The organism is Ensifer sp. ENS08 (genome assembly GCF_014852195.1).
Lineage (GTDB): Bacteria > Pseudomonadota > Alphaproteobacteria > Rhizobiales > Rhizobiaceae > Ensifer > Ensifer adhaerens.
The window spans coordinates 118,573-143,459 of record NZ_JACVBF010000003.1; the positions used below are offsets into that span (position 1 = coordinate 118,573).

The 24,887-nt window shown below is 61.3% G+C and carries 24 protein-coding genes and 7 tRNA genes; 19 read left to right on the top strand and 12 right to left on the bottom strand.

Annotated features, from left to right (window positions below; genetic code table 11):
• The first annotated feature begins 77 nt into the window (after positions 1 to 77).
• A complete protein-coding gene (locus IB272_RS10520; RefSeq protein WP_192444387.1) occupies positions 78 to 1,289 on the top strand; it encodes a UbiH/UbiF family hydroxylase in 1,212 nt (403 codons plus the stop codon).
• On the opposite strand, the gene IB272_RS10525 is transcribed toward IB272_RS10520, so the two are convergent.
• Positions 1,257 to 2,219 carry an AEC family transporter gene (locus IB272_RS10525; RefSeq protein ID WP_060517046.1) on the bottom strand — a complete coding sequence of 321 codons (963 nt, stop codon included), beginning with the start codon at positions 2,217 to 2,219 and terminating at the stop codon, positions 1,257 to 1,259. The two genes, IB272_RS10520 and IB272_RS10525, sit on opposite strands and share 33 nt — an antisense overlap.
• A gap of 116 nt (positions 2,220 to 2,335) precedes the next feature.
• A complete protein-coding gene (locus tag IB272_RS10530) occupies positions 2,336 to 3,082 on the bottom strand; it encodes a cytochrome c biogenesis CcdA family protein (RefSeq protein ID WP_060582205.1) in 747 nt (248 codons plus the stop codon).
• A 191-nt stretch (positions 3,083 to 3,273) separates the two neighbouring features.
• Between IB272_RS10530 and IB272_RS10535 the strand changes: the two genes are divergently transcribed.
• The 3 genes from IB272_RS10535 to IB272_RS10545 all read left to right on the top strand — a co-directional run bounded on the left by IB272_RS10535 (position 3,274) and on the right by IB272_RS10545 (position 4,246).
• A tRNA-Lys gene (locus IB272_RS10535) sits at positions 3,274 to 3,349 on the top strand.
• A 223-nt stretch (positions 3,350 to 3,572) separates the two neighbouring features.
• Entirely contained in the window at positions 3,573 to 3,827 is a 255-nt protein-coding gene (locus IB272_RS10540; protein ID WP_034790944.1) for a glycine zipper domain-containing protein, read from the top strand.
• A 155-nt stretch (positions 3,828 to 3,982) separates the two neighbouring features.
• The gene (locus IB272_RS10545) at positions 3,983 to 4,246 is read left to right on the top strand and encodes a hypothetical protein (RefSeq protein ID WP_043623603.1); all 264 of its coding nucleotides are present in this window, start codon (positions 3,983 to 3,985) and stop codon (positions 4,244 to 4,246) included.
• Positions 4,247 to 4,420: 174 nt separating this feature from the next.
• Here the strand turns inward: IB272_RS10545 and IB272_RS10550 are convergent, their stop codons facing one another.
• On the bottom strand, positions 4,421 to 5,401 hold the full coding sequence (locus IB272_RS10550) for a GlxA family transcriptional regulator (RefSeq protein WP_060582191.1): 981 nt from the start codon (positions 5,399 to 5,401) through the stop codon (positions 4,421 to 4,423).
• Here IB272_RS10550 and IB272_RS10555 point away from each other — a divergent pair.
• Positions 5,331 to 5,711, top strand: a complete 381-nt coding sequence (locus tag IB272_RS10555; protein WP_162733005.1) for a hypothetical protein — start codon at positions 5,331 to 5,333, stop codon at positions 5,709 to 5,711. The genes IB272_RS10550 and IB272_RS10555 overlap by 71 nt on opposite strands.
• 381 nt (positions 5,712 to 6,092) lie before the next feature.
• On the opposite strand, the gene IB272_RS10560 is transcribed toward IB272_RS10555, so the two are convergent.
• Both IB272_RS10560 and IB272_RS10565 read right to left on the bottom strand, forming a co-directional pair.
• Positions 6,093 to 6,169, bottom strand: a tRNA-Arg gene (locus IB272_RS10560).
• A gap of 37 nt (positions 6,170 to 6,206) precedes the next feature.
• Complete coding sequence (locus tag IB272_RS10565; RefSeq protein WP_060582206.1) at positions 6,207 to 6,512, bottom strand: ETC complex I subunit; 306 nt, start codon at positions 6,510 to 6,512, stop codon at positions 6,207 to 6,209.
• 225 nt (positions 6,513 to 6,737) lie between these two features.
• Here IB272_RS10565 and IB272_RS10570 point away from each other — a divergent pair.
• The 3 genes from IB272_RS10570 to IB272_RS10580 all read left to right on the top strand — a co-directional run bounded on the left by IB272_RS10570 (position 6,738) and on the right by IB272_RS10580 (position 9,361).
• A tRNA-Pro gene (locus IB272_RS10570) sits at positions 6,738 to 6,814 on the top strand.
• Between the two features lie 235 nt (positions 6,815 to 7,049).
• The gene (locus IB272_RS10575) at positions 7,050 to 8,231 is read left to right on the top strand and encodes a GGDEF domain-containing protein (protein ID WP_113080768.1); all 1,182 of its coding nucleotides are present in this window, start codon (positions 7,050 to 7,052) and stop codon (positions 8,229 to 8,231) included.
• A gap of 500 nt (positions 8,232 to 8,731) precedes the next feature.
• Complete coding sequence (locus IB272_RS10580) at positions 8,732 to 9,361, top strand: DUF1062 domain-containing protein (protein WP_192444388.1); 630 nt, start codon at positions 8,732 to 8,734, stop codon at positions 9,359 to 9,361.
• Between the two features lie 65 nt (positions 9,362 to 9,426).
• On the opposite strand, the gene IB272_RS10585 is transcribed toward IB272_RS10580, so the two are convergent.
• From IB272_RS10585 to IB272_RS10595, 3 genes are all read right to left on the bottom strand, one after another.
• Entirely contained in the window at positions 9,427 to 10,080 is a 654-nt protein-coding gene (locus IB272_RS10585) for an outer membrane protein (RefSeq protein ID WP_060517027.1), read from the bottom strand.
• Positions 10,081 to 10,243: 163 nt separating this feature from the next.
• Positions 10,244 to 10,729: a DUF192 domain-containing protein gene (locus tag IB272_RS10590; protein WP_060582194.1), complete on the bottom strand. Its 486-nt coding sequence runs from the start codon at positions 10,727 to 10,729 to the stop codon at positions 10,244 to 10,246.
• A complete protein-coding gene (locus IB272_RS10595) occupies positions 10,729 to 11,307 on the bottom strand; it encodes a cold-shock protein (protein WP_034790903.1) in 579 nt (192 codons plus the stop codon). The genes IB272_RS10590 and IB272_RS10595 overlap by 1 nt, the downstream gene beginning before the upstream one ends.
• A gap of 196 nt (positions 11,308 to 11,503) precedes the next feature.
• On the opposite strand from IB272_RS10595, the gene IB272_RS10600 reads away from it, so the two are divergent.
• The 8 genes from IB272_RS10600 (at position 11,504) to IB272_RS10635 (ending at position 16,169) form a co-directional block, all read left to right on the top strand.
• A complete protein-coding gene (locus IB272_RS10600; RefSeq protein WP_034790901.1) occupies positions 11,504 to 11,944 on the top strand; it encodes a VOC family protein in 441 nt (146 codons plus the stop codon).
• Between the two features lie 398 nt (positions 11,945 to 12,342).
• A complete protein-coding gene (locus tag IB272_RS10605) occupies positions 12,343 to 13,686 on the top strand; it encodes a D-Ala-D-Ala carboxypeptidase family metallohydrolase (protein WP_192444389.1) in 1,344 nt (447 codons plus the stop codon).
• Positions 13,687 to 13,822: 136 nt separating this feature from the next.
• Positions 13,823 to 13,897: transfer RNA gene (locus IB272_RS10610), tRNA-Glu, on the top strand.
• A gap of 199 nt (positions 13,898 to 14,096) precedes the next feature.
• Positions 14,097 to 14,171: transfer RNA gene (locus tag IB272_RS10615), tRNA-Glu, on the top strand.
• A gap of 199 nt (positions 14,172 to 14,370) precedes the next feature.
• Positions 14,371 to 14,445: transfer RNA gene (locus IB272_RS10620), tRNA-Glu, on the top strand.
• Positions 14,446 to 14,585: 140 nt separating this feature from the next.
• A tRNA-Glu gene (locus tag IB272_RS10625) sits at positions 14,586 to 14,660 on the top strand.
• A 379-nt stretch (positions 14,661 to 15,039) separates the two neighbouring features.
• The gene (locus tag IB272_RS10630) at positions 15,040 to 15,375 is read left to right on the top strand and encodes a hypothetical protein (RefSeq protein ID WP_127889031.1); all 336 of its coding nucleotides are present in this window, start codon (positions 15,040 to 15,042) and stop codon (positions 15,373 to 15,375) included.
• 14 nt (positions 15,376 to 15,389) lie between these two features.
• On the top strand, positions 15,390 to 16,169 hold the full coding sequence (locus IB272_RS10635; protein WP_162733088.1) for a hypothetical protein: 780 nt from the start codon (positions 15,390 to 15,392) through the stop codon (positions 16,167 to 16,169).
• A gap of 43 nt (positions 16,170 to 16,212) precedes the next feature.
• Here IB272_RS10635 and recJ read toward each other — a convergent pair whose 3' ends face one another.
• The 4 genes from recJ to IB272_RS10655 form a co-directional block, all read right to left on the bottom strand.
• Positions 16,213 to 18,015, bottom strand: coding sequence for a single-stranded-DNA-specific exonuclease RecJ (gene recJ, locus IB272_RS10640; RefSeq protein WP_060583201.1), 1,803 nt, complete (start codon positions 18,013 to 18,015; stop codon positions 16,213 to 16,215).
• Between the two features lie 233 nt (positions 18,016 to 18,248).
• Positions 18,249 to 19,571, bottom strand: coding sequence for a homoserine dehydrogenase (locus IB272_RS10645; RefSeq protein ID WP_034796566.1), 1,323 nt, complete (start codon positions 19,569 to 19,571; stop codon positions 18,249 to 18,251).
• A gap of 88 nt (positions 19,572 to 19,659) precedes the next feature.
• Positions 19,660 to 20,877: an LL-diaminopimelate aminotransferase gene (locus IB272_RS10650; protein WP_034796568.1), complete on the bottom strand. Its 1,218-nt coding sequence runs from the start codon at positions 20,875 to 20,877 to the stop codon at positions 19,660 to 19,662.
• 126 nt (positions 20,878 to 21,003) lie between these two features.
• Positions 21,004 to 21,312 (bottom strand): hypothetical protein, encoded by a 309-nt coding sequence (locus IB272_RS10655; protein WP_060583200.1) that lies wholly within the window; start codon positions 21,310 to 21,312, stop codon positions 21,004 to 21,006.
• A gap of 109 nt (positions 21,313 to 21,421) precedes the next feature.
• On the opposite strand from IB272_RS10655, the gene phaC reads away from it, so the two are divergent.
• From phaC to map, 3 genes are read left to right on the top strand one after another with little or no spacing between them, the layout of a single operon-like run.
• A complete protein-coding gene (gene phaC, locus IB272_RS10660) occupies positions 21,422 to 23,260 on the top strand; it encodes a poly(3-hydroxyalkanoate) polymerase subunit PhaC (RefSeq protein WP_060583199.1) in 1,839 nt (612 codons plus the stop codon).
• 19 nt (positions 23,261 to 23,279) lie between these two features.
• Positions 23,280 to 23,999 (top strand): DNA/RNA nuclease SfsA, encoded by a 720-nt coding sequence (gene sfsA / locus IB272_RS10665; protein WP_034796581.1) that lies wholly within the window; start codon positions 23,280 to 23,282, stop codon positions 23,997 to 23,999.
• A 30-nt stretch (positions 24,000 to 24,029) separates the two neighbouring features.
• Positions 24,030 to 24,869: a type I methionyl aminopeptidase gene (map, locus tag IB272_RS10670; RefSeq protein WP_034796583.1), complete on the top strand. Its 840-nt coding sequence runs from the start codon at positions 24,030 to 24,032 to the stop codon at positions 24,867 to 24,869.
• The last annotated feature ends 18 nt before the right edge of the window (positions 24,870 to 24,887 follow it).

Genomic DNA, 24,887 nt, shown 5'->3' on the forward strand with positions numbered 1-24,887 from the left:
GCATGCGCCGGCGACTAGAGGTATGATCGAGGCTGGGCCAAGACGCCTCACAGCTTGCGCGAAAGGGCTTTTGCATCATGGACCACTTCGACATCGCCATTATCGGTGCGGGCCTTGCCGGATCGCTTGCGGCCATCGCGCTTGCCGATGCGGGCTACCGCGTGGCCTTGATCGGACCGGAGCCGGCGGTTGCCGACGGACGCACCACCGCGCTGATGGACCAATCGATCGAGTATCTGAAGACGCTCAACCTTTGGGAAAAGGTCGAGCCGCTGACGGCTCCGCTTTCGACCATGCGTATCCTCGACGGCACCAACCGGTTGCTGCGGGCGCCACCGGTCAACTTCCGTGCCTCGGAAGTCGGGCTCGACGCCTTCGGCTACAATATCCCCAATGCGCCCTTCATCGATATTCTCTGCCACCGCGCCGAAGAGAGCCCGACGCTGACACGCATCACCACGTCGGCGATCGGCTTTGAACTTTCGGACGCTGTCGCAACGATCGAGCTTGCAAACGGCAGCCAATGCAGCGCCTATCTCATCGTCGGCGCCGATGGTCGTCGGTCGCCGGTGCGCGAAGCGGCGAAGATCTCCGTCAGCACCTGGTCCTATCCGCAGACGGCGGTCGTCTTGAACTTTGCGCACGAGCTGCCGCACCAGAACATCTCGACCGAATTCCACACCGAAAGCGGTCCCTTCACGCAAGTGCCCCTGCCGGGCAACCGCTCCAGCCTGGTCTGGGTCCGCAAACCCGAGGATGCCGCACAAACGCTGACGCTGGATCTTGCGGCACTCTCCCGCGCCGTCGAAGACCGGATGCAATCAATCCTCGGCAAGGTAACCGTCGAGGGCACGCCGCAGTCCTTCCCGCTCTCGGGCATGACCGCCCAGCGCTTCGGCAAGGGCCGCGTCGTGCTTCTTGGCGAAGCAGCGCACGCCTTCCCGCCGATCGGCGCTCAGGGGCTCAACCTTAGCCTCCGCGATGTGATGACGCTCGTCGATATCATCGGCGTATCCAGCGGCGAGCCGCTTGCCGGCGATATCGCTGACCGCTTCGACAGCCGCCGCCGGCCGGACATCATCAGCCGCACCGCAAGTGTGGATCTGCTCAACCGCTCGCTGCTCTCCGGCTTCCTGCCGGTGCAGGCGCTGCGCGCGCTGGGGCTGCACGTGCTTTCCGCGGTTGGGCCGCTCCGCAGCCTGCTGATGCGCGAAGGCGTGCACCCCGGCAGCGCGCTCAACGCCTTCAAGGAAGGCTTAAGGGAAAAGATCGGGCGGAAGAGCGCCTGAACGGATCAGGTAAAGCAGGCCGGTCACCGTTGCGACCGACAGTGTCGTAGTGATGAGGATCGTGGCCGAGGCTCGCTCCTGCCACACACCATATTGATGGCCGATAACGAAAACGTTCGTCGCCGTCGGAAGCGCTGCGAGCAGTACCGCCGTCTGCACCCAGACCGGATCATAATTCCCCGTCAGGCTCATTGCCGTGAACATCACGAGCGGGTGCAACAGCAGCTTCGCCGGGACGATGTAGCCGATCTCGACGGGAATGCGCTTGATTGGGCGTAGCGCCAGCGTCACCCCCATGGCAAAGAGCGCGCAGGGCGCCGCACACTGGGCGAGATAATCGATCAGCCGCTGAACCGGAACCGGCGGCTGCACGGCGAAGAAGGCGGCGACCACACCGGCAAGTGTGGCCAGGATGAACGGGTGCAGAATGATCTTGCGCGCGACGCTGGCTGCAAGCGCCAGCGGCTTTTCCTGCCGGCCGCCTGATATCGCCATCATCGCCGGTGCGACCGCGAAATGCGCGGCGTTTTCGAAGCTGAAGATCAGCGCCACCGGTACGGCAGCGGCATCGCCCAACGCCAGGAGCGCAAGGCCAGGCCCCATGTAGCCGATATTGCCATAAGCAGCGCCAAAACCCTGGATCGTCGCCTCGGCAATGGAGTTGCGCCTGACATAAACCCCGATGAGGAAGATCAGCGAAAAGACGATGTAGGTCGCCCCGACGGTGGTCAGGATGAAGTCGGCACGCGCCAGCTGTTCAATCGGCGTGCGCGAGACGAGCTTGAAGAACAGCGCCGGCAGCGCGAGGTAGATGATGAAGGTGTTCAGCCACCCCATCGCCTCGCCCGGATGGTGGACGAAGCGCGCCGTCAGATAGCCGAGGAAGATCAGGCCGAAGAACGGCAGCACCAGGCCCGCGATTTCCGTCATCTTGTCCCTCGCATCCTTCACCTTCCCGCGCCGACGCCCGCACGCCTAGCGCACGAACCGGCCTGACGATTAGGCCGGTTAAGCCGAAAAGTGATTCTAAAATACGAGGGTATGCCCTAGCCGATTTTCATCAGGATCGGGAAGGTCGTCTGGAACCAGATGGCGACGGAACTGATGAAGCCGAAGAGAAAAGCCAGGCCCGCCAGCACCAGAAGGCCGCCCATCAGCTTTTCGATCAGACCGAGATGGCGACGGAAGCGGAAGAGGAAGCGCATGAAAGAGCCGGAAAACGCAGCCGCGATCCAGAACGGCACGGCAAGGCCCAGTGAATAGATCGCCAGCAGCATTGCGCCGTCGGACACGGTGTCACGTGCGGCAGCAACGCCGAGGATCGTGCCGAGTACCGGGCCGATGCAGGGCGTCCAGCCGAAGGCAAAGGCAAGACCCATAATGTAGGCGCCCGAGAGCGTCGCCGGCTTGCCGCCGCCCTGGAATCGCGCTTCCCGCGCGAGAAGCCCGATCTTGAACACGCCAAGGAAATGCAGGCCCATGATGATGATGATCACGCCGCCGACGCGCGACAGCAGGTCCATATGCTGCCGAAGCAGCATGCCGATCGACGAGGCCCCCGCCCCGAGCGCCACGAAGACGGTGGCGAAGCCGAGCGTGAACAACAGGGCTGCCGGCAAGACAGCGCGTCTCGTGCTGCCGATGGTCGCCGCATCACCACTACGGAACTGATCGACCGAGACGCCCGCCATATAGCAGAGATAGGGCGGTACGAGCGGCAGAACGCAGGGAGAAAGGAACGAAAGGGCGCCGGCAAGGACGGCGGTCCAGATGGAAATATCGGCGATCGACAACGGCAAGAACTCCGGCACGCGGCATTTGGGCCATTCCTTAGCCGCAGGATCATGATGATACCAATCACCTTTTGGCGATCATTGCGCCATGCACCGTTTCTTCACAAAACCCGCAATTTTTCGGTTGACCGGGGGGAAACACGCGTGCATATGTCCGGCCACTTCCGCCGGGCTTCACCGCCGCGGCCAGGGAGCGCGTAGCTCAGCCGGTAGAGCAACTGACTTTTAATCAGTAGGTCCAGGGTTCGAATCCCTGCGCGCTCACCACGCAAACCCCATTGAAATCAATTGCTTGCTGGCGTCCTTGGACATCAAAATGCATCACCATGCGAGCCCATTCTCTACACTTTTTGGAGCGAACCCCGCCGTATCTTCGCCTGTTGCATTCCGTGCTATCGACAATTCGACGCGTTGAGTAGATGCTGAGGCTCACGCTGAGGATGCAAGGCGGTGAACTGCCCAGTTTGGTATCGAGCAAAGGGGTGAAGGCATGAGAAAGCTTGTCATTGCGGTTTTGATGATTGGTACGCTTGCTTCCTGCACGCAGACCGAGAAAGGCACGGCGATCGGCGCCGGCACCGGTGCGATCATTGGTGGCGCGGTCAGCGACAGCTGGGGCGGCGCGGCAATCGGCGCGGTCGCCGGTGGCGTTATCGGCAACCTGATCGGACGCTCCCAGGAGCGCCAGGGCTATTGCATCTATCGCGACCGCTATGGCCGCCGCTACGAAGCCCGCTGCCGGTAACAGCAAGACCATTCGCCAAGGTGACAGGCGCATCCCCGGTCCAAACCTTCGTGGAGGCCGGCGAATGCGCCTGTGTGCCCGGCTGAAGCTGCAAGCAATATCGTCGAGGCCGAACATGGCAGGACGTCCTCAAGCAAGCGTGTTACACTTCAGACATGACTGACGAAGAACAGAACTACGAGTTTTCAGAATTTTCCGGCCAATTCAGTGACGATGGCGTCGTCGTGGAATTGCGGATCTACCGGGAGGCGGGCACGAATCGCGACTGGACCCTCGAGGTCATCGACGAGGAGGGCTTCTCTACGACATGGGAGGAGCCCTTCCCGACCGACAGGGAAGCTTTCGAGGAGTTTATCGCAACGGTCCAGCGCGACGGCATCCAAGCCTTTACCGACGAGCCGCCACAAACGGTTCATTAGCGCATAATCACCCCGCGACTGCGCCCGGCCGGATGCGGCCCGGCGACGCCGGGCGTGCGGAACGACGTCGCACTCGATGCAAGAAGGGCGAACAATCCGGATCGGCGGTGCCGTGAGCAATTCGCGCCCCCCTCACCCCGGCCTTCCCAATAGTCGCGTGCCTGACGCCGCTGCCTATGCTTCCGCTCCTCTGCGGGCCAGTCGCATCTTCAGCGGGCTCATCCCATACTCGCGGCGATAGCCGCGCGAAAATGCAGACAGGCTGTCGAAACCGCATCGAAGGGCAATCTCGCGGATCGGGCTAGCGGAGTCGCGCACCAGCCGATGGGCGAACTGAAGACGCAGGCGTAGGTAATAGGCGCCGGGACTCGTCGATAGTCCGCGCGCAAACAGCAACTCCAGCTTGCGCTGCGAGATCGACAGCCGCTTCGTCAACGCGGCGATCGTCAAGGGACGCTCCAGCGTGCGTTCCATCAGGCGGATGGCCTCGGCGAGCTTCGGGTCGCGCGTCTCGATCCTCCCGAGCGAAACATAGGGCTGCACGTCGGCTGCACTATGCGTCTGGTCGTAGACGAAGATGCTGGCGACATCGAGCGCCAGTGCAGACCCTAGCCGCTGGGTGATCCAGTGCAGCATCATGTCGAAGGTCGGCGAAGCGCCGCCCGAGGTCCAGAACTTGCCGTCGATGACGAACCGGTCGCCAAGCACCGTCAACTCCGGAAAGGCCTGGCTGAAATCCTCAAGCTCCTCCCAATGCGCTGTCGCCTTGCGGCCATTGAGCAGACCGCTGCGGCCGAGCAGCCAGCAGCCCGATTCGATGCCGGCGACGATATCGAAATGGCGCGAGCACTCCTGCAATGCACCGATGAATTTCTTGCCGGCGTGACGATCAAGGTTGAAGCCACCGATCACCAGCAGCGCGTCTCCGGCAAGCGGCGGGCGAAGTGTGCCCTCGACCGCAATCGGCACGCCGCAGGTCAGGACCACCGGCTTGCCATCGGCCGAGAGCAGCCGCCAGCGAAACACCTCGCGCCCCGAGATACGGTTTGCGGCGCGCATCGGGTCCAGCACTGAGGCAAGCGACATGATCGACGACTCCGGCAGGATAACGACGGAAACTTCGATCACAGATTGTAGACGTCCATCGGAAGGCATGCGAGAAATGTCAAATTTCAAGCGGGAAATGTCAATTCCAATGCTGCCTTTCGGGCATTATCAGACCGTATCGATCTCCCTACGCGCGGCGCTGCAGCCCCGCGCAGAGACGTTCCCCTTTCCGCCTTTTGCCGGAACGGGCCGGTCGGAAACCATCCGCCGGCCCGTTTTTTTATGGAGCGATTTCAGCGCACGGGCATTTACACTTCCGATGGTCAGCGACACGGTTGCGCTCCATCTGCTCTGCAACGATCCGCCTCTCGATCACGGAAGTGTCGAATCCAGGAGAACGATGCCCGGCGCCAGATGATCCAGAAATTCCGGTCCTACCTGCAAGGAAGCGCTCGTATCTCTACGCACTGACGATCCATCTTCCGGGCCGCATGTTCACCAAGGGCCACAGGCTCTTGTTCAAGCCTGTTACCGCGCTTCTTTCCTGCTTCCGGAAACGAGCGTAGCTTTCCTCGAGTGGTGCGGCGCGAATCGCCGGACTTATCCGCCGAGTGGTGGCGTACTAGAGATCTGCCGCTCATGGCGGACGAACAGATCTACCGGGAGACAATGGGCCAGCGACGGCGCCGTTTCGCGGATGGAGAGATCACCTGGCCGACGAATTCTGCTATCGGCAAAGGGAAGCTGTAATCGAGCTTCTTTCAAGCCCCCAAAACAGCTGCTAAGTTCTTGAAATTATTGGCGACCCCTGCAGGATTCGAACCTGCGACAACCTGCTTAGAAGGCAGGTGCTCTATCCAACTGAGCTAAGGGGCCGTCCCGGGCTGTGCCCGTCGAATGCGGCTGAAGGACCTTAGTGGGTCCAGGGCTGCATCCGGTTGAAACGGAAGTTGTCCGGATAGGACACGCTCTTGCGGGTCGTTTCCTTCGGCGCGATGACGCGGTATTCGATGCCGTTTCGCTCGGCGTATGCGATCGCCTGCTCGGCGTTTTCGAAGGTCAGCCGCAGCTGCTGCTTCATGTCGCCCGAGCTGGTGTAGCCCATGATCGGGTCGATGGTGCGCGGCTTTTCCTGATCGAACTCCAGCACCCACAGATTCGTCTTGGCCTTGCCAGACTGCATGGCGGTCTTTGCTGGACGATAGATCTTTGCGGACATGGTTTCGAACGGCTCCATACTTTCGCTGGCAACATTCACGGGCGCCAGCATTCCGTCTTCCCATAACGCAGAATGATTTAAAACGGAATGACTTTTGGCCGGATAAATTTGGCTTTCAGTAGGAGATGAGCGAACTTGTGGGTTTGTCCCAGTCTAAGATGAGGCATTGGGAAATTTTGCTGTTGCAGCCCTGCTGCGAAGCGTGTATCTCCGGCGCCGTTGGCACGGAGTGTAGCGCAGTCTGGTAGCGCATCTGGTTTGGGACCAGAGGGTCGGGAGTTCGAATCTCTCCACTCCGACCATTCATTGAGGCGGAAGCGTCATTCTCTTTTTTTTCAATCTGTTCGTGATCGCAGATCTGCAGGCTAACATCGCCGTAGATCACTCGATTGCGTTGGCAAACGATCGAATCGTCCCGAGTTGGGACAAGAATGCCTATTTGTCATACGAATTTAGGAATCGCTAAATCCATTGTGGATAGAGCGAACCGGCGCGCTTTCGTGCCCTGCGCGCCCCCAAGCCCGCCCGAGCGATCCAATGACTGCCCAACTCGACCTTGCCACCGTTCTGTTGCTTCACAAGTCGTCTTTCCTGATCGGCGCCTTCTGCTTCCTCTATGCGCGCTGGCAATCGCCGCGGGACGAAGGGCTTGGTATCCTGGCGAGCGGCTTCCTCTTCCTGGCGCTCGCCTCGACGCTCGCGGGCTATGGCGAGCAAAAGCTGTTGCCGCCCACTCTGTGGAGGCTTTCCAGCTTCACGCTCGGGATCGGCGGATATGCCCTGTTCTGGATCGGCGTGCGCCGCCTCAGCGGCGGCCGGCGCCGTCTGGCGGACTGGCTGGCGCTACTTGTGCCGCTTGCCGGCGCGCTCGTCGGTCTCGCCACGGATTTCCATGTCGTCAACGTCGTCAGGGCCAGCGTCTTCAACGCCGCCGCCTTTCTTTTCCTCGCGGCTTCGGCTGTCGCCGTCATCGCCGATCGCTCGAAGGAGCCGCTGCCGGCGCGCGCCATGCTGGCGGCCGCCATGGCCGTCGGGGCCGGCCTTTGCCTCGCGGTGGTCATTGGCCTCCTCAAGCCCGGCATCGTGCCGATCACCACGACCTACGCCTTCTTTCTCTCGATCATCTGCCACTTCGCCATCGCGCTCTTCGCCCTCGTGCTCGTCAAGGAGCGGGCGGAAGCAGAGCTTCGCCGGTCTGCCGATACCGATGCGCTGACCGGCGTCGGCAACCGGCGCTGGTTCCTGGCGCAACTGCCTCAGGCAAGCTGGCAGGGCGATTGCCTCCTCGTCATGGACCTGGACCATTTCAAGCGTATCAACGACCGCTACGGTCATCATACGGGTGATCAGGTGCTCGTCGCCTTCGCCGATCTGGTCAGGAAGAACCTGCGCAGGGGCGACAGCTTCGCGCGTCTCGGAGGCGAGGAATTCGGGCTCTATCTCCCGCTGACAAGCGAGACACAGGCGTTTGCAATCGCCGAGACGCTGCGCCGCGCCGTGGAAGAGCTGCGGGTCGTGAGCAACGGGCAAAGCGTAGCTGTCAGCATCAGCATCGGGCTTGCCACCGCCAGCGGCGCGGAGCGTTCCTGGGAGGAATTGTTCAATAGGGCAGATGCCGCGCTCTACGCGGCCAAACGAGGCGGGCGTAACCGTGTCGCGTCCGATGCGGAGCTTGCCGATTCGAAGCCGCTTGCGGCGAGCCTTCACCGCGCCGGCTAATCAGGCGATGCTTCGCCGCAGACCACGTTCAAAAAAGAGAAGCGGATCCAAGCATTTCCGATCCGCTTCAGATTGGAGGTGTAAGGCGTATTTTACCGCAATGCGCCGAATTCGCTTGTGGCCAAATTTCGCCTAGCGCGCCATCGCACGCCACCTTGGCGCGAGCCTGTGGCATCGTTGCACTTTTCGCCATCCGCGCAAGCGTGTAGGACGTTCAAGCAGCCATTATTGCGCTGGCTCTCCTGGAGTTTCGCTTTGCCTTTGTAAAATCCGGTCTCGCTAGTTTCACCCCGTACGCCCGATAGCACTCCAGCTGTCGGATAGAATTTTCATGCGTTCGTTGAGGTGGCGGTTCGAGACCGGAATGGCATTGCCGATCTCAAGCCCGACGTAACTTCGTCAGGCGGAACCATCACGTCCAACAGCTGCCAGGCCGCGTCCCCGGAACGGGTACTCAAACCGTCGTCTCGATGGACTTCCAATTGGAAGAACCAGACGACATGTCTCATACATTGACGGTCCAGTGGACCATCGAACCCCAATCCGCCCCCCGCCCCTGGCTTGCCTGCAGCCGCTGCGGCGGCCACCGCCCCTTCGTATGCAGCGGCAAGACACGGTTGAACGCCAACGGGCGGCGGCTCGACGCCTGGCTGATCTATCGCTGCGCCGTCTGCGAAGACACCTGGAACCGTCCGATCTTCGAGCGGCGGAATGTCGCCAGCGTCGCCCCGGATGCGCTCGCAGCGCTTCAAAGCAACGATCCCGTCTGGGTCCGCCAGGCGGCGTTCGACATCGAAGGTCTTCGCCAATGCACGGACCGGATCGAGGATTTGGCCGATTCTAACGTGGAACGGCACGTATTGGGTGGGAGTGCGGGTTGCGCACGGCTTGAGATTGTCCTTGTCGTGCGCCAGGCAAGCAGCCTGCGCGTCGACCGCCTGCTATCGACGGAACTCGCGCTTTCACGCGCCAGACTGAGCAAGCTCGAAACCAAAGGGCGACTCACGCTTCTGCCCGAGTCGCGGAAGGCCCTGCAACGCCCGATCAGAGACGGCAGCCGCATCGTCCTCGATCTTACGGCGGAAGATGACCGGGCCGAGATTGCCCGGCGTGCCCGCGGCGGCCCGTAGTTGAAAGGATATCGCGGAGCGTCCGGCAGCATGCCGGCGCGCTCCGCGATGCCAATGGTTGCTGGTCAGAACTTTACGCCGACACCAACGGTGAACTGGTGCTGGTCGAGATCGACATTGACGCCGCCGAAGTCCTTGTCGCCGTAGTCGTTGTAGCGGTACTCGGCGCGGCCGAAGACGCTGTCGGTGAACGAATAGTCGACACCGGCACCGATCGTCCAACCGTTGAAGGTTTCCTTTTCCTTCGATGCGCCGGGCACATCGACGAAGCCGCGGGTCACCGCCCAGCCGCCGGCGCCATAGAGCAGCGCCTTGTCATTCAGCAGGTAGCCGACCCGGCCGCGTATTGCGCCGGAAACGTCGGTACCAACTTCGGTCGAGGTTCCGCCGACGTCGAACGTCTTGTCGTTCCAATTGTAGTTGACGTCACCCTCGATGCCGTAAACCCAGTCGCCCTGCTGAAAGTTGAAACCGGCAAAGGCGCCGAGCAATCCGCCATTGAAGTCTTCTGAAGCGCTGCTGCCGGGCGCACTGAAATCGCCATTGAGCCACCCGCCGCCGCCCTGGAGGCCGACATAACCGCCGGTCCAGACGAATCCTGGAGATGGCTGCGCGACCGGTGCCGGCGGCTGGCTCAGATCGGCTGCCAAGTCCGCTGCCATCGCTGTTTGCGCAACGGCGCAGGCCGCTACCATTGCAACAAGCACACTCCGGATCATCACGGCTGCCTCCTGTTGTCGCCAGAAGAATATTAGCAACTCGTTAACGCGCAGTCTGCCCGAAAGGCTCCATGATCTCAACCATGAAACCCGTGGGGTTCAGACACATAATTTAGGAAATGATCGGGCAAGGACAAGGCGGACCGCGAAGTGGCCCCGGCGTCTACGGCTTCGAAGACGGCATGCGGGCACCTTCCAGCCGGTCTCCGGGCCGGATATTCAGCCGCTTGACCGCGCCGGCATTGAGCTCAAGCACGAAAGCCACCGGTTCTTTCGAATCAATGATCGCTTCCGAAAAAGGCACGGCGCCTTCATGGATCGTGCGCACAACGCCCTTGTTGTCGATGAACAGCATATCGAGCGACAAATGGGTGTTCTTCATCCACATCATCACGCGGCGTGTCTCGCCAAAATCGAACAGCATGCCGTGATCCGGCGCCATGGAGGTACGAAACATCAGGCCCTGCTCACGCTGGGCCGGTTCGAGGGCCAGTTCGACCGTCAGTTCGTGCACAGCCTTGTCCGCGGTGACCAGGCGCATCTTGTCCGTTGTGAACTGAACGTCGGCGAAAGACGATACCGTCAGGGCAAGCAACAAAAAAAACGCCAGGAAGGCGCTTTTTCCGACAAGGTTTCGAGCCGCGACCATCAGTGCGCCCGGCTCGTCGGCGACGGTCCATCCGGATGTATCTCAGCGGCCATCAGGCCCTTTTCGCCATCGCCGAACCGGACGAGCACCACCTGGCCTGGCCGCAGTTCCGTCAGGCCGAAACGCCTGAGCGTTTCCATATGGACGAAGATATCTTCGGTTCCCTCGCCGCGGGTCAGGAAGCCGAAGCCCTTGGTGCGGTTAAACCACTTGACGAGAACGCGCTCAAGGCCGCTGGTCGGCGTTACCTGCACGTGGGTTCGGACCGGCGGCAGCTGCGACGGATGCACCGCCGTGGATTGGTCCATCGATAGGATACGGAACGCCTGGTAACCGCGGTCCCGCTTCTGGATGAGAGCAACGACCCGCGCACCCTCAAGAACCGTCTGGTAGCCGTCGCGGCGCAGGCAGGTCACGTGCACCAGCACATCCTGCATGCCGTTGTCGGGAACGATGAAGCCGAAGCCCTTGGCGACGTCGAACCACTTGATCACGCCGGTGATTTCGATGAGGTCGAGAGCGTCGCTGCCAAAGTCGTCACCATGCATGACGTCTTTTGAAGATGTCCTATCCGCCATTCTCTCCCAGCCCCTCGTTTACGCGCGACTACCGATACGGTTAACTGATTCTTATTGACCAGAATAACATCGTCCCGCCGCGGATACGCAAGACCCTCGGCATATTTTGGCCGAGAACTAATATGGGGACGCAGCCTTGCCTCTGGCTTGCTGACGGACCAGTATACGCCATCTTCTGCAAAACAGGGACATTGCAATGCGCTATCTGCACACGATGGTTCGCGTCAAGAATCTGGACGAGGCCTTGAACTTCTACGGCAAGATTTTCGGCCTGACGGAGATCCGCCGCTACGAAAATGAAAAGGGCCGGTTCACGCTGGTGTTTCTGGCCGCTCCCGGCGACATCGATCGCGCCCGCGGCGAACTCTCTCCCTGCCTCGAGCTCACCTACAACTGGGATACGGAAGATTATACGGGCGGGCGTAACTTCGGGCACCTCGCCTACGAAGTCGACGACATCTACGGTTTCTGCCAGCACCTGATGGAGAACGGCGTGACCATCAACCGGCCGCCGCGCGACGGCCACATGGCGTTCGTGCGCTCTCCCGACGGCATTTCGATCGAGATCCTGCAGAAAGGCGAAAACCGGCCGCCGCAGGAACCTTGGGCGTCGATGGCCAATACGGGCGTCTGGTAAGCTCCGCACAATTCTCGCGAACGAAGATGGCCCCGTGCTGTCGGTGAAATCCGGCGGGCACGGCCGAGCCGTCGATCAGCAGCAGCTATGAATGATCCAGGGCCCGGTCTATCCGGGCCTTTGCATGTTGGAAACATGCGGGCTCAAGGTTAGCGCCGGTTTACAAATCGCGTATCGTTGGGTACTTTTTCGCGCGAAACGTTGATGCCGGGTCCTATCCGCGATATCTCGTGGCGGCGACCCCCTTTTGTACTTGGCCTGATCTTTTCCCGTGGCGCTCATTCCGATCGCCGCGAGAAGCATGAGTTTGTTTGTTCTGAGCGATGTTTCGGAACTGAGACTTAATGCATGACAAGACGAGGCTTCGTCCGTCATGCACGGAGAGCGGGGATAGGACGTTGCAACATCCGGACACGAAGGGCGCGGTGCTCGTCACCATTGCGCGGGCGGCAGCCTTATCCGTATCGCTGCTGGCCTTGAGCGGCTGCATGTCGGCGGTCGGGGAAAACGATGCCGCGACCGCGCTGAAGGCCGAGGGGCAGGCAGCCCCTGTGCAAACCGCCGAATCGGAGGCCACAGTCCAGGATGGACAGGTGGTCGCGCTCGGCAGCAATCCGCAGGCGCAACAGGCAGCCGGCAATGCCACAGTTCCCCACGATACCGGACAGCCGCAATCGCTGACGATGCAGGGCACCGGCCTGCGCGCCGCCTCCTCAAGCATCTATGGCCAGGCACCTGCCGCACAGGCAACGACGACCGTCCAGCCGCAGACGACGGGAACTGTTCCGCCCCCCGCCGGCCAGCCCGGCATGAACGCAACCAACAACAGTCTTTTCAGCGGCACCCAGCGACAGCCGCTGCCGGTAATAGCGCCGCAACAGGGGGCCGCCAACACGGCCAACGACGTCGTGACGGACGCCGCTGTCGCCGCCTATGCTCCCTCTCCCGCGCAGGACGCCACCCTTCCTGTTGCCGTTCCGGTGCCGCTGAGCGCCGAGGCTGCCGCCAGCGGCCAGACCTCTTCGACGCCACAGGCGGTGGCCAATGCCGACGCCACACCAGCAGCGACCGAGGTCGCCGCCGCGCAGCAGGCAGCACCAGAAGCCACGCCAGCAGACGATAACAAGGACACGTCCAAAACCTGGACGCTCGCGGCCCTTTTTGCCGGCAAGCGCAAGGAGAAGCCGCAGCAGGCGGCACTTCGCTCGGCTCCGCCGGCGGAAAAGAAGACGATTACCACCAGCAATGCGAGCCAGCCGCAAACGGCCTCCCTCGCCTACACGCTTCCGGGCGTCAAACTGAACTCGCTCTACAACTACGAGCACGAAGAGCACCTCGGCGATGACGACGACGGCGCACCGGTTCAGGTCGCCTCGCTCTCGGGGCTCGCTCGACTGGCGCCGAGCGGGCTCATTCTGCAGACCGAGAAAGTCGATGCCGGCTGTTTCAAGCCCGAGCTCATGCAGATGCTGAAGAAGGTGGAAACGCATTACGGCAAGCAGGTCATGGTGACCTCGGGCCTCAGGCCGATCAAGGTCAACCGCGCCAAGCAATCGCTGCATACACGCTGCGAGGCGGCTGACATTCAGGTTCAGGGCGTCAGCAAGTGGGATCTCGCCGAATTCCTGCGTAGCGTCCCCGGCCGCGGCGGCGTCGGCACCTATTGCCACACGGAGTCGGTCCATATCGATATCGGCGCACAGCGGGACTGGAACTGGCGCTGCCGGCGCGCCAAGGGCTGAAGGCAAGCATTTGTTTCCATGGAGGATTCGACGAGAAGCCTCCTTTGCTTCCGGCCTGTGGAATTTTTACAGAAATATGAAAATTGCCGCTTGCGGTTCTGAAATCCTCTGGCTATAAGGCGCCCACACAGCGAGTGCGCCCTTCGTCTATCGGTTAGGACACCAGATTTTCATTCTGGGAAGAGGGGTTCGACTCCCCTAGGGCGTGCCACTGTGTTGATCTCCTTCTCCCGAAAAATCGACGTTTCCAGCATCTGAAGCAGCAACTCGCTGCGTCGCACGCATCTCCGATTCCTGCTCTTCGGCCGCCGAATTTTTCTCACCGATTTTAACAGGGAAAGCACAAAAAAACTGAGATTGGCGCTTGCGGTATCCAGAGTCGCTGGCTATAAGGCGCCCACACAGCGAGTGCGCCCTTCGTCTATCGGTTAGGACACCAGATTTTCATTCTGGGAAGAGGGGTTCGACTCCCCTAGGGCGTGCCACTGTGTTGATCTTCTCCCCAAATGAAAATCGATTTTCTGTTGTTGGAACAGCGATTTACCGCGCGTTTCGACACCTAAATTTCCGCCTCGTGCCGCCATGAATCTTTCCTGGTATTTTGAACAGGAAAATCACAACATTCCTGAGATTGGCGCTTGCTCTATTCAGAGTCGCTGGCTATAAGGCGCCCACACAGCGAGTGCGCCCTTCGTCTATCGGTTAGGACACCAGATTTTCATTCTGGGAAGAGGGGTTCGACTCCCCTAGGGCGTGCCACTGTGTTGATCTTCTCCCCGACATCGAAAGCCTTGTTCCATCGGCTGACGGATCGCCTTCGATTCTTCTCGTCGTTTTCGTCGAACAGGACTAGGATAGCGCGTTGCGCAGCAACCGCTTGCGCTCAATCGAATAGAGATGCGCCCATCGTCTAGCGGTCAGGACGCCGCCCTCTCACGGCGGCAACACGGGTTCGATTCCCGTTGGGCGTGCCAAGGCCGGTTCGGCAAATTCCCGATTGCTATTGCTGGCGAATGCGGGTGCCCACACTGATGCGCGTCTCACGTAATTCCCAAGCGCATACTGGTGTTTCGCAGATATCCTTTGGAAGAGACAGCGACGTGAGCGGCAACAGGATCGTGGCCGGTTTCCGCATACCAGGGGTATGTGCGTAGCTTTCCAAAGCAGAGACTCCTGCAACGGCGCGGTCGCAGGGGCCGTTCTGTTGCATCGGTGGCGACTCGCGTTCTCGACCACGCGCGGCAGCCTTCACCGCCTGATTTCTGATGCGGCTACAGATGTCAAAACCCGGACTCGACGAAATATTGCAGTTCTGCTTTGAGTTTACAGCTCAACAGAATGAGGCGCACGCGGGTGTCGGAAAATCAGTTTGATGTCGTATTGGAGAGGCTGACGGATCAAGCAGTCGGCCGGCTTCTCAAGTCCGATACCTTCGATGCGTCGGCATTTGACGCTCTGGAAGACCATATCTGGCAAAAGGCAGAAGGACTGCAGAGCGAATACGCAATCTCTAAACAGATTCTGCTCAGCCTTCGATCTGCTGGCGACGCCATCCGAAGCCGTGCGAAATATCTTCCTGCTCTTCAGGAGCAACTTCAACGCGCCGACGATTTCGACCTGATTCTTGATCGTTTGATCGCTGGGGAAACACGCTCCGATCGCAAGTCGGGCGTTCCTCGAATCAGTTGAACGGGAATCTATTTTTGTTTCGCGTCATTGCTGCGGGGCTCGCCGCAATCACAATTTCGTCCTATCCCGGATCGCCTGCGGCCGCTCGTTCCAACGTGATTTCTGGCGAGCAAACGCTGACGCCTGCAGACTTGGTACCGAGTCCGGTGTTCAAGCTGGGGATGCCAATTGAAGAGTTAGAAACGTTGCTCGCGCGGGATTTCAAAGACTGGGAACGCTCCGAAACGACGCGAAGCCTGAACAATCGCAAAGACCCGAAGCTCCCAGCTTATGCCAAAGCACCCTATCTGCAGCGCATACACATTACCCGACTGGACCAGCAGCAGGGTTTCCGTCGTACCTACTCGCTCACACTGAATTCACCACTCAGCGGCAGTCGCCTCGACTCCGTGGTTTACAATGTTGAAGCCTTGCGACCGTTCAATGATCTCGGATCTTTGAGCGCTGTGGCTCAGTACCTAAGTGCCATGTGGGGCAGCGCCCATAGCGGCTCGCACAAGGGAGAGTTCGCACGCCTCAGCTATCTCTTTGATCGACAAGGAGAACTTGTTCGCGACGGCGATGCAAGTTGCGCCCCCCTTTATCCTGCCCTTGTCAGGCTGGACGAAAAGACGCCCGACGAGGTCGAAAGAGTTATCGCGATGATCGACGCAACGAACTGTGGCGGCAACAAGAGCGTGCATTTTCGCCTGCAAGCCGATGGCGACACCATCGTCGAAACGACGTTCTTCAACACCATCCTCGCTGTGCATCCTCGAGATGTTTTGAAGCGTGTGCGGTACGGTCAGCCATAACACGGCCCAGCGAAATATCTGTCAGCACACTTCGCGACGGGTGCTACAGCGCCTTTGCCGCGTCCGTGACGCGCAGCTGTACCCGTCGCTGGCCCTGCCACAGATCGGCGGACACCGATCCCGCGACGTGGATGGATGTTCCGCGGCTCGACAGCAGGAAGTCGCCGAGCGGTGTCTCGGTCGCCCGGAAAGCAATACCGTCAAGGCGGCTGCCGTCCTGCCCCTCCAGCGTCACCTTGATGTGGTTGGCGCCGACCTGCCTGCTGTCGCGCAGGCGATGCTGCGGGAAGGCGAAGACCGGCTGCGGGTGGGCCGAGCCGTAGGGGCCGGCCTGCTCCAGGAGATCGATGAGTTCCAGGGTCGCGCCGGAGGCTGCAAGCGCGCCGTCCACCTTGAGCGTCTGGATGGCGACGAGTTCGCGCACCGCCGCTTCCGCACGTCCCTCGAAAAACTGCCTGAGCTTGCCGAGCTTCGCGCGTTCGACGGTGAGACCGGCAGCCATGGCATGGCCGCCACCCTTTACTAGCAGGCCACCATCGACGGCGGCCCGAACCATCTTGCCCATGTCGAAACCGTTGATCGAGCGGCCGGAGCCGGTGCCGCGGCCGTTCGGGTCGAAAGCGATGGCAAAAGTCGGTCGGCGGAATTTTTCCTTGATGCGGGCGGCGAGCAGTCCGACGATGCCCGGGTGCCAGTTTTCGCGCGCGGTAACGATCACCGAAGCGCCCTCGCCCGTGCCGTATTCGGCCAGAACCTCAGCTTCCGCCTCGGCCAACATGACGGCTTCCATCGCCTGCCGCTCGCGGTTGAGCTCATCGAGCTGCGCGGCGATCTTCTCCGCCTCGGCCGCATCCTCCATCGCCAGCAGGCGGCTGCCGAGCGCCGCATCGCCAATGCGTCCGCCGGCATTGATTCTCGGGCCGACGAGAAAGCCCAGGTGATAGGGCGTGACGGGACCGCCGATCGCAGCTTTCCGCAGCAGTGCCGAAAGCCCGACATTGCCCATGTGACGCGCCGCGATCAGTCCCTTGACGACGTAGGCGCGGTTGAGCCCTTTGAGCGGCACCACGTCACAGACGGTCGCCAGAGCCACCAGATCGAGTTGGGCCAGCAGATCGAACGAAGAAACGCGGCTGTCGCCGGCGTTGCGCAAAACGCGCAAGGTATTGACCAGAACCAGATAAACGACGCCGGCGGCGCAAAGATGCCCCTGCCCCGAGAGATCGTCTTCGCGGTTCGGGTTGACGAGCGCATGGCAGGGCGGCAGCGCCGAGCCGACCTGATGGTGGTCGATGACGACGACATCGACGCCGCGTTTATCGGCAACGGCGAGCGCCTCATGGCTGGTCGAGCCGCAGTCGACGGTGACGATGAGATCGGCGCCCTTGTCGATCAGCTGCTCGATTGCCGTCGGGTTCGGGCCATAGCCCTCGAAGATCCGATCGGGAATGTAGATTTCCGCGTCGACGCCGAAATGGCGCAGGAAACGCGCCATCAAAGCCGAAGACGCGGCACCGTCGACGTCATAGTCACCGAAGATCACCGTCTTTTCACGGCGCTTGATGGCGGCCGCCAGACGCTCTGCAGCCTTGCGGCAATCGGTAAGCGTGTCCGGGTCCGGCATAAGCGAGCGAAGCGTCGGATCAAGGAAGCTTGCGGCATCGTCGAGTACGACGCCGCGGCCGGCAAGGACGCGACCGAGCAGATCGGAGTAGCCGTGAACCTGGCTAATGGCGAGCGCGCGGTTCTGGCCCGCCTGGTCGAGGCGCGACACCCATCGCTGGCCGCTGACCGACTGCTCGACATTCAGAAAGGCCCGCTGTACCGGATCCACCAATTCTTCCATGCTCGTCCATCCGCTTGGCGCTTCATTCCTCTTAGCGCATAACCCTGGAAATCGTGACCGTTTTTGGAACGGCATACACAGAGATCCACGTTTCGTAGGGGGTTGGGCCGCCGCAGGCGCCCAATTCCCAAAAAAGAAGCCTCGCCGGCTTGCTTGCGCGGCGAGGCTTCTAATTTGTTGGCCACAAACGGCACTGCGCACCGTCATGCCGAACGGCCCGAGGTCCTTCGCCGTCAGTTTGCCTTCGGGCGTTCGATGCGAATGACCTGCGGCTCGCCGACGAGGTAGCCCTCGCCCTTGATCGCCTTGATCGCATCGCGAACGGAGTGCTCCGATGTCGCGTGCGTGACCAAGATGATCGTCTGCGGCTCGCCCGTGTCCATCAGATGCTTCGAATGCTGCATGATCGATTCCAGCGAGATGCCGTTGTCGGCCATGCGGGTCGCGATGCTGGCGAAGACGCCGGTGCGGTCAACGACCTTCAGGCGGATGAAGTAGCCGCCCTCGTGGCTCTGGATCTGCGCGCGCTTATAGGGCAGCAGCGCATTGGTCGGACGGCCGAAGGCCGGAACGTGCTGGGCGCCCGGGCGGCTCTTGGCAATGTCGGCGATATCGCCGAGCACGGCCGACGCCGTCGCGTTGCCGCCGGCACCCGGGCCGACCATCAGGAGCTCGCCGAGAATGTCGGATTCGATCGCAACGGCATTGGTCACGCCATCGACCTGGGCGATGACGGAATCGTAAGGCACCATCGTCGGGTGGACGCGCTGCTCGATGCCGCTTTCGGTGCGCTGGGCGACACCGAGGAGCTTGATGCGGTAACCGAGATCGGCGGCTGCATGAATGTCGTCGATCGAGATATTGGTGATGCCTTCGAGGTAGATGTCGTCGGCAGCGATCGCCGTACCGAATGCAAGGCTCGTCAGGATCGACAGCTTGTGCGCCGTGTCGTTGCCCTCAATGTCGAAGGCCGGATCGGCTTCGGCATAGCCGAGGCGCTGCGCCTCCTTGAGGCAGGCTTCGAAGGAAAGCTGTTCCTTCTCCATCTTCGTCAGGATGTAGTTGCAGGTGCCGTTCATGATCCCATAGACGCGCGAGATCGTATTGCCGGTCATGGATTCGCGCAGCGCCTTGATGACGGGGATACCGCCGGCAACAGCCGCTTCGTAGTTGAGCAGCGCGCCCTTCTCCTCGGCGATCTTTGCAAGTTCGATGCCATGGGCAGCCAGCAGCGCCTTGTTGGCGGTCACCACATGAATGCCGCGCTGCAGCGCCGCCTTGACGGCCGAATAGGCGGGATCGCCGGCACCGCCCATCAGTTCGACGAAAACGTCGATATCGGCGTCACGCGCAAGCGAAATGGCATCGTCGAACCAGGCGGTCTTCGAAAGATCGACGCCGCGGTCCCTGTTGCGGTCGCGCGCCGTTACGGCCGTGGTCTCGATTGCCCGTCCGCACGTTGTCGCAAGCATCTCGTGACGATCCTGGAGGATTCGCACGAGCGAGGCACCGACGGTACCCAAGCCCGCAATGCCGATTTTGAGGGCATCTGCCATAGCCATTTCCTAACATGTAGAGGGCGCGCCGCGAGAACAGCGGGGCCAGTGTGGAAGGAGGCGCGCGTCAAGCACGCCTCCCGACTTCTTACCTATGAGCGTTGAGCGAGATGACGTTGTGCATCGTCTCGTCGGCGGTCGACAGGAATTTCTTGATGTTGCGCGCCGCCTGGCGGATGCGGTGCTCGTTCTCGACGAGAGCGAGGCGCACATAGTCGTCGCCCTGTTCGCCGAAGCCGATGCCCGGAGCGACCGCGACATCCGCCTTCTCGACGAGGAGCTTGGAGAATTCGAGCGAGCCCAGATGACGGAACTTCTCCGGGATCTTTGCCCAGGCAAACATCGTCGCTGCCGGCGGCGGCACTTCGAAGCCGGCCTTGCCGAAGCTGTCGACCATGACGTCGCGGCGGCGCTTGTAGATATTGCGCACTTCGGCGATGTCGCTGCCGTCACCGTTCAGCGCCTGGGTGGCGGCCACCTGGATCGGCGTGAAGGCGCCATAGTCGAGGTAGGATTTCACGCGTGTCAGGGCTGCGATCAGCCGCTCGTTGCCGACGGCAAAGCCCATGCGCCAGCCCGGCATTGAGAAGGTCTTCGACATCGAGGTGAACTCGACCGTGCAGTCGATCGCGCCCGGAACTTCCAGCACCGACGGCGGCGGCGCGTCGTTGAAGTAGATCTCCGAATAGGCAAGGTCCGAAAGCACGATGATGTCGTGCTTTTTCGCAAACGCGATCACGTCCTTATAGAAGTCGAGCGTCGCAACCTGCGCCGTCGGGTTCGACGGATAGTTGAGGATCAGCGCCAGTGGCTTGGGGATTGAATGGCGAACGGCGCGTTCCAGCGGTCCGAAGAAGGTTTCGTCCGGCTCGACCGAGATCGAGCGGATGACGCCGCCGGCCATCAGGAAGCCGAAGGCGTGGATCGGATAGGTGGGGTTCGGGCACAGAATGACGTCGCCAGGTGCGGTGATCGCCTGCGCCATGTTGGCGAAGCCTTCCTTGGAGCCAAGGGTAGCGACGACCTGGGTATCCGGGTTGAGCTTGACGCCGAAGCGGCGGGCGTAATAGGCGGCCTGGGCACGACGCAGCCCGGGAATGCCCTTCGACGACGAATAACGATGCGTGCGCGGGTCCTGAACGGCCTCGCAGAGCTTGTCGACAATCGACTGTGGTGTGGGTAGATCCGGATTGCCCATGCCGAGGTCGATGATGTCAGCACCGGCCGCTCGCGCGCTTGCTTTCAAACGGTTGACCTGTTCGAAAACATAGGGCGGCAAACGCCGGACTTTGTGAAACTCTTCCATCTCCAAACCTCGTTTGGCGCACGCTCCCGCCAGCGGCTCAAGCCTTTGCGAAACCGTGCGCTGTGGTGAACGGCCGTCCATGCGGCCATTGAACGCTTTGCGTCCAAATCACCGGAAAGGCAAGCGCTAATTCTGGATCTCTTTCAGCGTGTCGGCGCCGTGCTGTTCGGCCAGCGCGCGCATTTCTTTCAGGCGACGCTGATACTCGGCTTCAGAGATCGCGCCGGACTTGCGTGCAGCGCCGAGAGAGCTCAGGCGCGCCTGCATGCTTGCCGCTTCATCGTTGGTCATCTGCGACGTTGCGGCCGGCTTCTGGCCGTAAACCGACGGATAGTTCTCGAAGTTGGTCCCCTGGCTGTTGCAGCCTGCAAGCGTGCCGAGCAGAACGATCCCGGCAACCCAGGTGATGGAACGCTGTTTTCCGACGGCAAGCATACTGGAGACGACCTCTATTTTGATGGCGCGACGATGCGCTAGCCCTTGTAATCATTTTCGGGCAGAATGTAAAAATACAAAACAAACAAGATGCTGTGGAGGACGCCGGGTGACAGCAGAGAGGAATGCGGAAGGCAAGGACGGCTACGCAGGCTTCGATCCCAAATCCGTCGAACCTTATATCGTCAAGGATCCGGAAAGCCTCGCAGTCAACCTCGCCCGCGCCATGGAACAGCTTGGCAAAGCGGCTTCCGCCTGGCTGGCGCCGCGGGAATCGGGCCAGAAGTCCGATACCTTCGCCGAACCCGTCACCGACATGGTCAAGACGCTGTCCAAGGTCTCGGAGTACTGGCTTTCCGATCCGCGCCGCACGCTCGAAGCGCAGACTCACTTGATGGGCAGCTTCTTCGAGATCTGGTCGCGCACGCTGCACCGGATGTCCGGCGAAGAGACGGCGGAGCCGGCCGCCCTCCAGCGCAACGACAAGAGATTTACCGACGAGGACTGGGTAAAGAACCCGTTCTTCGACTTCATTCGCCAGGCCTATTTCGTAACGTCGGACTGGGCCGAGCGCATGGTCGAGGACGCCGAGGGGCTCGACGATCACACGAAACACAAGGCTGCTTTCTACGTTCGCCAGGTTTCGAGCGCGCTGTCTCCGACCAACTTCGTCACCACCAATCCGCAGCTCTACCGCGAGACGGTTGCCTCAAGCGGCGCCAATCTGGTCAAAGGCATGCAGATGTTTGCCGAGGACATCGCCGCCGGCCGCGGCGACCTCAAGCTCCGGCAAACCGACACCAGCAAGTTTGCGATCGGCGAGAATATCGCGATGACGCCGGGCAAGGTCATTGCCCAGAGCGACGTCTGCCAGGTGCTGCAATATGAGGCGACGACGGAAACCGTGCTGAAGCGGCCGTTGCTGATCTGCCCGCCCTGGATCAACAAATTCTACGTGCTCGATCTCAACCCGCAGAAATCCTTCATCAAATGGGCGGTCGATCAGGGACACACGGTCTTCGTCATCTCCTGGGTGAACCCGGACGAACGGCACGCGACCAAGGACTGGGAAGCCTATGCCCGCGAAGGCATCGGCTTTGCGCTCGATATCGTCGAGCAGGCCACCGGTGAGCGGGAAGTCAACGCCATCGGCTATTGCGTCGGCGGCACCCTGCTTGCCGCGACGCTCGCATTGCATGCGGCCGAGGGCGACGACCGCATCCGCTCGGCGACACTGTTCACGACGCAGGTCGATTTCACTCACGCTGGCGACCTCAAGGTCTTCGTTGACGAGGACCAGATAAGCCAGATCGAACAGAACATGAGCGTGACCGGCTATCTCGACGGCTCGAAGATGGCTACCGCCTTCAACATGCTGCGCGCCTCGGAGCTGATCTGGCCCTACTTCGTCAACAACTACCTCAAGGGCCAGGAACCCCTGCCCTTCGACCTGCTCTACTGGAACTCCGATTCGACGCGGATGCCGGCCGCCAACCATTCCTTCTATCTGCGCAACTGCTACCTCGATAACAAGCTTTCGAAGGGCGAGATGGTTCTTGCCGGCAAGCAGGTATCGCTCGGCGACGTGAAGATCCCGATCTACAATCTCGCGACCAAGGAAGACCACATCGCCCCGCCGCGCTCTGTATTTCTCGGCAGCGCTTCGTTCGGCGGCAAGGTCACCTATGTTCTCTCGGGTTCGGGCCACATTGCCGGCGTCGTCAATCCGCCGGACAAGGGCAAGTATCAGTTCTGGACCGGAGGCGCGCCCAAGGGTGACTTCGACGATTGGTTCAAGGCCGCCAAGGAGACACCGGGATCCTGGTGGCCGCATTGGCACCAATGGATCGAGAAACTCGACAAGCGACGCGTTGCGCCCCGCAAGCCGGGCGGTCCGCTGAACTCGCTCGAGGAAGCGCCGGGCTCCTACGTACGCGCCCGCGCCTGAATCATTCGCAGGACCTGCCTTGATCTTCGATCCTCCGCTGACGACCGCAACCCTTGTGCAGCGCTACAAGCGCTTTCTCTTCGATGCCCTGTTGCCTGATGGCACGGCCATGACCGGATCCTGCCCCAACACGGGATCGATGCGCGGGCTGACGACACCCGGTTCACGCATCTGGATGTCGGAACACGACAGCCCGACGCGGAAGTACCGCCAGATGCTGGAAATCGTCGAAGCCGACGGAACGATGGTCGGCATCAATACCGGCCTGCCCAACCGGCTTGCGGAAGAAGCCATCCGGCTGGGGCTCGTTTCCGACCTGCATACCTATGAGCATAGTGCACGCGAGCAGAAATACGGACGCAACTCGCGCATCGACATTCTCCTCAGCGATCCCGAGCGCGGCCGTGCCTATGTCGAGGTCAAGAACGTGCATTTCAGCCGCTCGCCCGGTCTTTCCGAATTTCCTGACAGTCCGACAACGCGGGGGGCGAAACATCTCGACGAGCTCGGTGATATGGTTGAGGCCGGTCACCGCGCGGTGATGATCTATCTCGTGCAGCGCGACGATTGTGACCGATTGAGGATCTGCCGCGAGTTCGATCCCGCCTATGCGCGCGCATTCGACCGCGCGATGTCACGTGGGGTTGAGGCCTATGCGGTCAAATGTCAGGTTTCGCCAACGCAAATCCGCCCAACCGGATTGATGACAGTGGACGAAGCGGCCCTCGCTGCTCTATGAAATCCGACTGGAACAACTGAAAGCTTTGGAATGGTGACTTACATCGAGGCAGGGTCTGCGCCCTACAAGAACACCGGCGTAATCCGGCTCTATGGACCGGAAGGTTTCGAGGGCATGCGAAAGGCCTGCCAGGTGACTGCGCGTTGTCTGGACGAGCTCGTCTCGCGGGTACAGCCTGGCGTCACCACCGACGAGATCGACCGGTTCGTCTTCGAGTTCGGCATGGACAATGGCGCGCTGCCGGCGACGCTCAACTATCGCGGCTACACGAAATCGTCCTGCACCTCGATCAACCACGTCGTCTGCCACGGCATCCCTAACGACAAGCCGCTGCGCGAGGGCGATATCGTCAACATCGACGTCACCTACGTCGTCGATGGCTGGCATGGCGATTCGAGCCGGATGTATCCGGTCGGCGAGATCAAGCGTGCGGCCGAGCGACTGCTCGACGTCACCCACGAGAGCCTGATGCGCGGCATTGCCGCCGTGCGCCCCGGCGCCCGCACCGGCGCCATCGGTGAAGCGATCCAGGTCTATGCCGAAGCGGAGCGCTGCTCCGTCGTGCGCGATTTCTGCGGCCACGGCGTCGGCAAGCTCTTCCACGACGCACCGAACATCCTGCACTACGGCCGCGCCAATGAAGGCCCGGAATTGCGCGAGGGCATGATCTTCACCATCGAGCCGATGATCAATCTCGGCCGCCCGCATGTGAAGGTGCTCTCGGACGGCTGGACCGCCGTGACCCGCGACCGGTCCCTGTCGGCGCAATACGAGCACACGGTCGGTGTCACCGCCGATGGCTGCGAGATCTTCACGCTTTCGCCCGCCGGCCTGTTCAAGCCCGGCGTCAGCACGCTCGGCGCCGCATGACGAAACGCTCGATCTCCC